The organism is Rhodanobacter lycopersici, from assembly GCF_040812335.1.
Lineage (GTDB): Bacteria > Pseudomonadota > Gammaproteobacteria > Xanthomonadales > Rhodanobacteraceae > Rhodanobacter_A > Rhodanobacter_A lycopersici.
Genome location: NZ_JBFOHK010000006.1, coordinates 215,539 through 226,203 on the forward strand (window position 1 = coordinate 215,539; position 10,665 = coordinate 226,203).

The window sequence follows — 10,665 nt, forward strand, 5'->3', positions numbered from 1 at the left end:
CAGTGATCGACAAGAAGTGGATGGGTTACGAACTTCCGGTGTCAACGCTTCCCTTGGAGCGTGGACGCTTGCGCGCCTTCGCGCGAGCCGTTGGAGAACCGGACCCTGTTTATGTCGACGTGGAAGCCGCCCGTGCCGCGGGCTATCCGGATCTTCCCGCGCCCCCCACGTTCCTGTTCGCCGCGGAACTGGACAGCGGCACCCAGATGGCCATGGCCGAAGCGATGGGGATTTCCCTGGCCAAGCTTCTGCATGGCGAACAGGGCTTCACGTATCACCGACCCGCCTGCGCCGGAGACACGGTCACCGTGCGAACGCGGATATCGGAGATTTACGACAAGAAGGGTGGAGCCTTGGAGTTCGTGGTGACGCTTTCGGAGGTCCGCAATCAGCACGACGACCTGGTCGCCGAATTGCGCAACGTACTTGTGTGCCGGCATTGAACAGTATTGATGGAGATCGTCTCATGACGTCCTTTGATCCAGCCGGCGTCACGATCGGCGAACAGTTGCCGGCACTCGCGCTCGAGCCGGTGAATCGAACCATGCTGACTCTGTTCGGGTGCGCATCGGGTGATCTCAATCCTGTCCACCTCGACATTGACGTCGCGCGCAGGCTGGGGATGCCGGACGTTTTTGCCCAGGGCATGTTGGGTGCGGCGTGGCTTGGCCGCCTGCTGACGAACTGGGCGCCGCAGTCCCGCTTGCGCCGCCTCGACGTGCGCTTCCAGGGCATCACGCATCTGGGGAACGCCATCACCTGCCGCGGCGAAGTCGTGGACATCTGCGACGTGGACGGGGAGCGCTGTGCTCGCGTGCAGGTGAGCAATTCCAATCAGTTCGGGCAGTTGAAGATCGTCGGCGAAGCCCTGGTCTCGCTTGCCTGAAGCGTATTCACGTTCGGGAAGGAACAAGCACATGTCAAAGAAACTGGAAGGAAAAGTCGCCCTGGTCACGGGGTCGGGGCGTGGCATCGGTCGCTCGATTGCACTCAAGCTCGCCAGTGATGGTGCGCGCGTGGTGATCAACGACCTGGACGCGGGGCCGGCGGAGGAAGTGCTTACAGAGATCCGTGCAGCGGGCGGCGAGGCCGAGGTCTGCCTCGGCAGTGTGAGCACGCCGGATTTCGCCGAGCGGTTCATCGGCACTGCCGTCGACAAATTCAAAGGCCTGGACATCATCGTCAACAACGCCGGCTACACCTGGGACACGGTGATCCAGAAGATGACCGACGAGCAGTGGTTCGCCATGCTCGACGTCCATCTCACCGCGCCGTTCCGCATTCTGCGCGCGGCGCAGCCGGTCATCCGCGCACTGTCCAAGGCCGACGGCGACGCCGGGCGGCGCTGCATGCGCAAGATCGTGAACATTTCTTCGGTCGCGGGTCTCTTCGGCAACGCCGGGCAGGCCAACTACTCCACTGCCAAGGCCGGCATCGTCGGCATGACCATGACGCTGGCCAAGGAGTGGGGACGCCTCAACACCACCGTGAACTGCGTCGCCTATGGGGTCATCAAGACGCGCCTGACGGTCGCCACCTCCGACGCCGATGCCACTGCAAGCATTGACGGACGCGAGATCAAGGTCGGCATCAATCCGGACCTCGTGGCGATGATGGAGCGCAGCATCCCGCTGGGCCGTGCCGGCACACCGGAGGAAGCGGCCGGTGCGGTGTACCTGTTCTGCATTCCGGAGAGCGACTACATCAGCGGCCAGACGCTGATGTGCACCGGTGGGCTGACCGGCATATGAACCCGAATGGACGGTCAAGGGCATGCCGTTGCCCGGGTGTTTGCTTACTCCGCAGCAGGAACAGACGATGAGCCAGAACGTGGTGGTCGCGGGCGTCGGGATGATCCCTTTCAACAAGCCCGGTGCGAGCCTGTCTTACGACGAAATGGGGGCGGAGGCTGCGCGCCTGGCGCTGCGCGATGCGGGCCTCGACTACGCCGACGTCCAGCAGGCTGCGGTGGGTTATGTCTACGGTGATTCCACCTGCGGGCAGACGGCGCTGTACCGGATCGGCATGAGCGGCATTCCGGTGCTCAACGTCAACAACAACTGCGCCACCGGATCATCCGCGTTGTTCCTGGTGCGGCAGCTGGTCGCCTCCGGCGCCATCGACTGCGCGCTGGCACTGGGCTTCGAGCAGATGCAGCCGGGTGCGCTGAAGTCGCAGTGGGATGACCGCGTATCGGCGTTCCGCCGATTCGACGCGTTGTGCGACGAGATCAATCCCTATCCCGAGATTCCGCTGGCGCTGCGCTACTTCGGCGGCGCGGGCAGGGAATACATGGACACCTATGGCACCAGCCCGGAGCTGTTCGCCAAGGTGCGCGCCAAGGCCAGTCGCCACGCCGAGCACAACCCGCTGGCCATCTTCCGGAAGGTGGTGACCGAAGAGGAAGTACTGCAGTCGCCGATGGTGTTTCCGGCCGCCAGGCTGACCCGCCTGATGGCTTGTGCGCCCACCTGCGGCGCTGCGGCGGCCGTGCTGGTGTCGGAGAGCTTCGCTCGCAAGCGGGGGCTTGACGCGTGCGTGTCAATCGTGGGGCAGGCCATGACCACCGATACGTCCAACAGCTTCGACGAGCACAGCATGATGAAGTTGGTCGGAGCGGATATGGCCCGCGCCGCCGCTGACCGCGTCTATGCCGAGGCCGGCATCGGCCCCGAAGACGTGGATGTGGTGGAGCTGCATGACTGCTTCGCGCAGAACGAGGTCTTGAGCTACGAGGCGCTACGGCTGTGTCCGGCGGGCGGGGCCGAGAAGTTTGTCGCCGACGGCGACAACACCTACGGCGGGAAATACGTCACCAACCCTTCCGGAGGGTTGCTATCCAAGGGGCATCCCCTGGGCGCCACCGGGCTGGCGCAGTGCGCCGAACTTGTCACCCAGTTGCGTGGTGGCGCCGGTGTGCGGCAGGTCGAAGGTGCGCGCGTCGCGTTGCAGCACAACCTCGGTCTGGGCGGCGCCTGCGTGGTGACGCTGTACAGGAGAGCCAAGTAGCCAGGAGTACCGCATCGCAACCACAGCACTGCCTGCTGACCAACGATGCACTTATCAATTTCAGCGTGGGGAGCGTACTCGAAATGAACACACGAGAGAGGGGATTCAGCATGGCAAGTCAAAAAGCAGCGGGCGGACTGGGTTCGCTACACGTTCGCAGTCGTATCGGTATCGCCGTTGCCCTGGCATTGGCGTATCCGCTGTGCGCCACCGCGCAGCCCCGGGACAACACCGGCGGCCAACCCGCGCCTGTCAGCACCAGCAATGCCAGTGCGCCGCAACTAAAGAACGCATCCGGCACGAGCCATGCACAGGGAGCGGCAGTCAGCAACTCGTCCCTCCAGCTTCCCACTGTCATCGTCACTGCGAATAAGCGCAGCGAGTCGTTGCAGAATGTGCCCATGGCCGTATCGGTGCTGAGCAGCACGCAGCTCGATCGTGAGAACGCTGTAAGTTTCGCCGACTATGCTACCCAGGTACCGGGACTCAACATGATCTCGTCCGGTGAAGGGCAGACCCAACTGGTGATGCGTGGCATCACCTCCGGTACCAGCCAGAACAATGCGACGGTGGGTACGTATATCGACGACGCGCCGTTCGGGTCGAGCACCATCTATGCCTTCGGCAGCCTGCTCACCCCGGACATCGATCCCAGCGACCTGCAGCGCATCGAGGTGCTGAATGGCCCGCAAGGCACGCTGTACGGATCGAATACCCTGGGCGGTCTGATCAAGTTCGTCACCACCCCGCCGGATACGACACAGGCCAGTGGCAGTGTAGGAGTCAACAGCAGCAGCGTCGCGGGCGGTGGCACCGGGTTCGGCACGCACGCCATGTTCAACATTCCGCTGGTCGCCGATACGTTGGCGCTGCGCGCCAGCTTGTACGACCGCACCGATCCCGGCTACATCAACAACGTCACGACCGGGCAGAAGCAAGTGAACGAAGCCAAGGTGAGCGGTGCGCGTGCGCAGTTGTTATGGACACCCAGTGACAAGGTGTCGGTTCGCTTCTCGGCCCTGGCCCAGAATCTCAGCAGCGATGGTCTGGGAAACGGTGGCGTGGATGTCGATCCGGCCACACTGCAGCCCATTTACGGTGCCAATGATCAGGCCCGGGCGGCAGACACGGGCATGTTCAAGCTCAAGTACCGGCTCTACGACTTGTCGGTGAATGCGGATTTCGGCTGGGCCAAGCTCGTCTCGACCACCAGCTACAGCACGCAGCGTGCGAACTTGAACAGGGACGACTCGGCGCTCTATGGACCGGAGCTGGATCCGCTCTTCGGCCTGACCGGTGTCGGCTACCCGTTGTCGGTTCCCCTCGCACTGAACAAGGTGACCCAGGAAATTCGCCTGCAATCGCCGGAGGATCAAACGTGGGAGTGGCGCGTGGGCCTGTTCTACACGCATGAACACAGCACCAGCACGCAGGATCTCTTGACCACCGATTACGCGACGGGCAGTCCCATCCCGTTGCCGACACTGCTCGATGCGACCATCGGACCGGCGATTTTTAGCGAGTGGGCGGGATACGGTGATCTCACTTGGCATGCCACCTCCCAACTGAGCGTCCTGGTTGGCGCCCGCTACAGCAGTGACAGCACCAGCTACACGCAAACGGGAAGCGGGTTGCTCCTCGGCGGTTCGAGCAGTTTCACCACGCATGGCAGCGACCATCCGGTGACCTATCTGTTCGGCCCCAGCTACAAGTTCAACGATGACCTGATGGCCTATGTGCGCGTTGCCTCGGGTTTTCGTCCGGGCGGCCCGAACATCGGTGTACCGCCGGGCCTGGGCGCGCCGCTGACCTTCGGTCCGGACAAGTTGGTGAACTACGAGCTTGGATTGAAGTCGCTGCTGCTCGACAACCGCATGAGCGTCAACGCCGATGTGTTCTACATCAACTGGACCTCGATGCAGCTGACGACCGCGCGCGACGGACTCAGCTTCCTGGGCAATGGCGGCAAGGCCACCAGCAAAGGTGCCGAGATCAGTTGGCGCTACACCCCGCTGGCTGGACTCGTGCTCTGGGCGAACGGCACGTACACGGATGCCCAGTTGGCAGCGAACACTCCTCCTGGCAGTATCGTCGGTTACAAGGGCGATCCCTTGCCTTACGTGCCGAAGCGCAGTGCGAACGTCGGTGCGGATTATGACTTTCCGCTTGGCAAGAGCGGCTGGTCGGGCTTCGTGGGCGGCAGTATCAGTTACATAGGCGCACGCGATGCCGACTTCAATACGGTGCCCGCCCCTCGCATCCGCCTCCCGGGCTACAACAGCATCGATCTGCACGCAGGCGTCAATTACGGCGACTGGACCCTCAATGTCTTCGTCAAGAACCTGGCGAACAAGCAGGGCATCAGTTCGATCAGCCCGGAGACGATAAACCCTGTTGGCGGACCCTTCGAAGCCACGTACCAGACGCCACGCACGGTCGGCGTGTCTGCCAGCGTCTTTTTCTAAGTCATTCCATTGAAACGCCGGACGTCTGACGGCGCTAGCTTCACCGCTGGCGCCGTCATGACATCCGCGAGCGGACCAGGCAGCACGCCCGCGGCTCGTACTCCACGGAGACATTGCATGATTCCCCGCACCCTGTTCAGTCCCGAGCACGAAGTCTTCCGGACGCAAGTCCGCCGCTTCATGGCGCAAGAGGTGACGCCCTACCGCGAGCGCTGGGAAGAACAGCAGCATGTGGACCGCTCCATCTGGGCCCGCGCCGGCGAACTGGGCTTCCTGTGCACGGCGATTCCCGCAGAGTACGGCGGCATGGGTGGCGACCGCCTGCATTCGACGATCATGATCGAGGAGGCAGCATATGCCGCCGAGAGCAGTCTTGGCTTTGCGCTGCATTCGGACATCGTCGCGTCCTATGTCCTCAACTTCGGCACCGAGTCGCAGAAGCGCCACTGGCTGCCGAAGCTGGCGATCGGCGAAACCATCGGCGCCATTGCGATGACCGAGCCGGGCACGGGTTCGGACCTGCAGGCAGTGAAGACCACGGCAGTCGTCGACGGCGACGACTACATCATCAACGGCAGCAAGATCTTCATCACCAATGGCTACCTCAGCGACCTCGTGATCGTGGTGGCGAAGACCGGCAGCAGCGGGAACGGTGCACAGGACATCTCGCTGCTCTTGGTTGAGGCGAACCGCGCCGGCTTCAGCAAGGGCAAGCCGCTCAAGAAGATTGGCATGAAAGGGCAGGACACCTGCGAACTGTTTTTTGAGGACATGCGTGTGCCGCGCTCGAACCTGCTGGGTGAAGTCGAGGGCCAAGGCTTCCGCATGTTGATGAAGGAGTTGGCCTGGGAGCGGATGATCGTCGCCATCCTCTCGCAGTCCGCTGCCGAGTTGAGCTGGCAGCTCGCCAAGAACTATACGGACCAGCGCAAGGTCTTCGGCAAACCAGTGGGGAGCTACCAGTACAACCGCTTCAAGCTCGCCGAAATGCGTACCGAGATCGCGATCGGTCGCGTGTTCGTCGACCGCTGTCTCGAGCTTGTGCTCGGCGACCAGCTCGGTGAGGACGTTGCCGCTGCGGCCAAGCTCTGGGTCACCGAAATGCAGGGCCGTGTCACCGACGAGTGCCTGCAACTGCACGGTGGTTACGGATACATGCTTGAATATCCGATTGCCCGCATTTACACCGATATGCGCGCGCAGCGCATCTATGCCGGCACCAACGAAATCATGCGCGAGGTCGTGGCCCGCTCCATGTAACACCGTGGTCCGCAGTGGGCTCACCGTATGTTGCTATCCATTTAACTCAGCGTGAGGTGAATCCCAGGCCTGCCGGGGAACGCACCAAGGCTCGACCTATTTAGACGCTTCAATGACGCCACACTGGAAGGGTTCTGAGACATATCGTTGCTTCACAAAACATAGTGACGTTTGGATATCTCGTGTCAAATTGATGGTCGCGCGCAGCAAGAACCATTTTTATGAGTGATTGTTCATAAGCTTCCACATAAGCGCTCGTCCACACGCGCTGGTACATGCTTTGCGTGCAGCGCATGCATGAACACACCGCGACGTCGCCATGCGCGAAACATTTTGTTTTGTTCGGTCGCCATCGCCTTGGCCGCACCCCACAACGCCTTGGCGGCATCCGCAACCCTGCCGACGGGCGGTGTCGTGCGGTCGGGGCAGGCGAGCATTGCAGCATCCGGGTCGGGCGCGCTCACCATCAGCCAGTCTTCCAAGGCCGCCATCATCGACTGGTCGGGCTTCTCGCTCGGCCAAGGCGGCGCGGTACAGTTCAACAACGGCTCGGGCGCGACTCTGAACCGGGTGCTGTCGGGCGGGCCGATCTCCAGCATCAACGGCCTGCTGTCCGCCACGGGTTCGGTCTATCTAATCAACCTGTCGGGAGTGATCATTGGCAAGAACGAGGTGGTGAAGGTCGGTGGAACCTTCGCGGCCTCGACGCTGGACGTCGACGATTCGGCTTTCCTGAACGGCGGCTCGTTGACCTTCTCGGGCCCATCGAAGGCGTCGGTGGTCAACCTCGGCAAGGTCGAGGCGCTGGGTGGCGACGTGGTGCTGGCCGCAGCGGTGGTGAAGAACGCTGGCTTCCTGCAGGCACCCAACGGCGACGTGGGTCTGCTCGCGGGCTACACAGTCACGATGAAGGACTTGGCCGACAAGGACGGCTTGTTCACGGTCGATTTCGGCGGAGCAGGGGCCTCGGTCATCAACCAGGGCGTGATCTCGGCGGCGGCGGAGCTGCGCGCCAACGGCGGGAATATCTACGCGCTGGCCGGCGACACCGCGTCGGTGATCAAGGCGACGCAGGTCTCGAACCAGGGTGGGAAGATCTTCCTGACCGCACCGGGCGGAGCGGTGAACGTGGCCCCCGGCGTGACGCCGGACGCCTTCGGGACCGGCTTCGGCAGCGGCGGCCACATTCTCGTCGACAGCGCGAACACCAGCTTCCACGGCACGGCGCTGGCCAAGGGCGGTGCGCTGGGCGGTGATGGCGGCTTGATCGAAACCTCGGGCGACGTGCTCGACTTCTCCGGTGCGAAGGCCGATATCACGGCGGCGCACGGTGCGACCGGTACCTGGTTGCTCGATCCGTACGACCTAACGGTGGACACCACGGGCGCCCAGGCGCTCGAGAACGGGCTTCTCACCAACAACGTCACGCTCCAGACCACCGCGTCATCGGCCACCACCGGCTACGGGACGGTCAACGCGTCGGGTTTGCTCACGCTAGTGAAGCTTGGCAGTGAGGGGATAATGAGGATGGAACGGATGAGATGACGATACTGCATTTCGTGAGCAGCGCTCATGGGTAGTCGATCGTAACGAGTTTCGGTGTGCTCCCGGGCACAGCCTTTGTTGTATACGCATAAAAATACTGCAGCACCCGATCTTGGGTTCCCACATCGATAGCCGTGACTCTGACATGGGCACCAGTCAGGCTTGCCATCCCGTCGCCATGCTCGGCCCCACACCGCAAGCTCATCTTGTTCTCGGCGACGGCCGAGGACGTGATGGTGCATGTCGGGTCGACAATCCTCCCCTCAAATCGGATTTTCGAGAAGCCATCAGGCATGTCTGCCGCATTGGAAGCCACGCAAACGCTGCAAAGCAGCCAGTAGGCGGATGCTTGCAGGATGCACAATCGTTTAGAGAAACAGAGCACGAATATGCTGGCCGTCAGGAATGGAATATCGCGAAGATCTATAGCCGTTCTGGGAATAATGGTTAATTGGAATCAGCAGATGACCTGAGATTCCCCATTGACGTAGGGGCGGGTGGTCACCGTATCTCTTGAATATCTTGTCCCTCTGGGGACTTGTCACCAGCAAGTCACCTCCGCGAAGAGCAAGTGTCAGGGCTCCTGATTCAACCCTGTTAAGGCGGTCAATCGAGCAGCTCACTCGGAGTCATGCGCTATAAGAACGAATTCGATGTGGCGGACCTACTAATAAGATTTGGGAGGTTGTTTTATCCATGTCGACGATTTTTCGCTCGGTCTCTGGCGTGCATTGCACCTGATGCTCTTGGAAGCAGAAAGCGTGCCACTGAATAGCCGGTGGTATGAGTCGGCTGTCTCGCGCCCGGCACACCCCATGCGCTGATGAAGGCCGTGAGCACGGTTTAATCGGAACTTTGTGTCGTGACGGAAAGCGTTGCGATGCTTCGCTTGTGCGCAAGTCCACGGTTCTGATCACCGATTGATGCCTGTGGAAAACACGGGCTTGAGCGGAGACGATTCTCGTGGCTCGGTTCTTGCTCGCCAACAGTTTATGAAACAAATAGTCGCAGTGGCGTCCTCTCGCTATCATTAGTGAGACGAAATGACGTTTCATGCGAAAAAACGTCTTAAATTGCATGCAAAATGACTCTTGACGGTTGTTTTCACGCTGATCAAAAATAGATTGAAGCCAATGCCATGGCGCGTACCACATATCGGGCTCCAATGGTGCGTGTTGGATGTTTATCGGGCTGTGCCGAGCGCTCCTTTTCTGTCCGTAGATTCCAAGAGATGCACGGGCATGTTTCACGCTGTATAGCTGCGCAGGATTGAGTTTCAGCTCAACATCGAGACGCGTTTTATGTAAATGAATGGCGTGGCATGGTCAGGACAAGCCGTGCGCGAATGCAGGAGATGACTGGATGGAGCGGCAGTTTCACTTCATCTCGGGCCTGCCCAGGTCTGGGTCCACGCTACTTTCGGCGATTCTGAGCCAGAACCCGCGCTTCCATGCGGGTATGAGCGGTCCGATCGGCGGCGCGTTCAACACCATGCTCGGAGAGCTCAGCGGACGTAACGAATATTCAGTATTCGTCTCCGATGAACAGCGTCGCCGACTCCTCAAAGGCCTGTTCGACAGTTACTACGGTTCCGAATACAGCGCCGACGTGGTGTTCGACACCAATCGAGCCTGGTGCGCCAAGATGGGCCAGCTCAAAGAGCTGTTTCCGCAAGGCAAGGTGATCGCCTGCGTACGGCATGTGTCGTGGATCATCGACAGCATCGAACAACTGATTCGCACGAACGCCTTCCAGCCTTCCTCCATCTTCAGCTACCAACCCGGCGGCACGGTGTATTCGCGCGCCGAAGGGCTGGCCAATGGTGAGGGCATGGTCGGCTACGCGTACAATGCACTGAAAGAAGCGTTCTACGGCGACCAGACCGACAGCCTGATGTTGTTGCGTTACGAAACGCTGGTCAGCAGTCCTGTCCGCGCGATTGCTGCTGTTTATCGCTTCATCGACGAAGCGCCCTATGCGCACGATTTCGAAAACATTCGCTACCAGGCGGATGAGTTCGACCTGCGCGCGGGCACGCCTGGGCTGCATACGGTGCGCAAAAAGATTGTCGCGCGCGAACGCACCAGCGTGCTGCCGCCAGATGTGTTCCGCCGCTTCGAGAACGACATGTTCTGGCTCGATCCTGCGCTCAATCCGCGCGGCGTGTGGGTGGTTTGAGCGCAGTGCATCCGCGCCGCGTCTTTCGCTTTTCCTGAACGACACTGGCCGCCCATTGCGTGTACGCATGGGCGGCCGATCGACAACTAGCAGGCTGTCGAGAAACCTCAGCGCGCCGCCGCGGTCATAGACGCTCTCAATCACTGACCGCCTGATCCGATGCGCAGCCCCGACGTCCAGCAGCTTGGCATGTTTTCGTATGTATCGG

Annotated in this window: 8 protein-coding genes; all 8 read left to right on the top strand. The window is 61.2% G+C overall.

Going from position 1 to position 10,665, the window contains the following annotated elements:
* Positions 1–2: 2 nt before the first annotated feature.
* The 8 genes from ABQJ54_RS18855 (at position 3) to ABQJ54_RS18890 (ending at position 10,457) form a co-directional block, all read left to right on the top strand.
* Positions 3–443, top strand: a complete 441-nt coding sequence (locus ABQJ54_RS18855; protein WP_367855872.1) for a MaoC family dehydratase N-terminal domain-containing protein — start codon at positions 3–5, stop codon at positions 441–443.
* A gap of 23 nt (positions 444–466) precedes the next feature.
* On the top strand, positions 467–886 hold the full coding sequence (locus ABQJ54_RS18860; protein ID WP_367855873.1) for a MaoC/PaaZ C-terminal domain-containing protein: 420 nt from the start codon (positions 467–469) through the stop codon (positions 884–886).
* A 31-nt stretch (positions 887–917) separates the two neighbouring features.
* Positions 918–1,751 carry an SDR family NAD(P)-dependent oxidoreductase gene (locus tag ABQJ54_RS18865; protein WP_367855874.1) on the top strand — a complete coding sequence of 278 codons (834 nt, stop codon included), beginning with the start codon at positions 918–920 and terminating at the stop codon, positions 1,749–1,751.
* Positions 1,752–1,818: 67 nt separating this feature from the next.
* On the top strand, positions 1,819–3,009 hold the full coding sequence (locus tag ABQJ54_RS18870; protein ID WP_367855875.1) for a lipid-transfer protein: 1,191 nt from the start codon (positions 1,819–1,821) through the stop codon (positions 3,007–3,009).
* A gap of 110 nt (positions 3,010–3,119) precedes the next feature.
* Positions 3,120–5,474, top strand: coding sequence for a TonB-dependent receptor (locus tag ABQJ54_RS18875; RefSeq protein ID WP_367855876.1), 2,355 nt, complete (start codon positions 3,120–3,122; stop codon positions 5,472–5,474).
* A gap of 117 nt (positions 5,475–5,591) precedes the next feature.
* Positions 5,592–6,734 (top strand): acyl-CoA dehydrogenase family protein, encoded by a 1,143-nt coding sequence (locus tag ABQJ54_RS18880; protein WP_367855877.1) that lies wholly within the window; start codon positions 5,592–5,594, stop codon positions 6,732–6,734.
* A 297-nt stretch (positions 6,735–7,031) separates the two neighbouring features.
* Positions 7,032–8,279 carry a two-partner secretion domain-containing protein gene (locus ABQJ54_RS18885; RefSeq protein WP_367855878.1) on the top strand — a complete coding sequence of 416 codons (1,248 nt, stop codon included), beginning with the start codon at positions 7,032–7,034 and terminating at the stop codon, positions 8,277–8,279.
* A gap of 1,362 nt (positions 8,280–9,641) precedes the next feature.
* Positions 9,642–10,457, top strand: coding sequence for a sulfotransferase family protein (locus tag ABQJ54_RS18890; RefSeq protein ID WP_367855879.1), 816 nt, complete (start codon positions 9,642–9,644; stop codon positions 10,455–10,457).
* Positions 10,458–10,665 lie beyond the last annotated feature (208 nt).

Excerpts from the sequence above, each read along its gene's own strand:
- ABQJ54_RS18885 (WP_367855878.1), top strand. The coding sequence starts at position 7,032 with ATGAACACACCGCGACGTCGCCATGCGCGAAACATTTTGTTTTGTTCG.
- ABQJ54_RS18860 (WP_367855873.1), top strand. The coding sequence starts at position 467 with ATGACGTCCTTTGATCCAGCCGGCGTCACGATCGGCGAACAGTTGCCG.
- ABQJ54_RS18865 (WP_367855874.1), top strand. The coding sequence starts at position 918 with ATGTCAAAGAAACTGGAAGGAAAAGTCGCCCTGGTCACGGGGTCGGGG.
- ABQJ54_RS18880 (WP_367855877.1), top strand. The coding sequence starts at position 5,592 with ATGATTCCCCGCACCCTGTTCAGTCCCGAGCACGAAGTCTTCCGGACG.
- ABQJ54_RS18875 (WP_367855876.1), top strand. The coding sequence starts at position 3,120 with ATGGCAAGTCAAAAAGCAGCGGGCGGACTGGGTTCGCTACACGTTCGC.
- ABQJ54_RS18890 (WP_367855879.1), top strand. The coding sequence starts at position 9,642 with ATGGAGCGGCAGTTTCACTTCATCTCGGGCCTGCCCAGGTCTGGGTCC.
- ABQJ54_RS18870 (WP_367855875.1), top strand. The coding sequence starts at position 1,819 with ATGAGCCAGAACGTGGTGGTCGCGGGCGTCGGGATGATCCCTTTCAAC.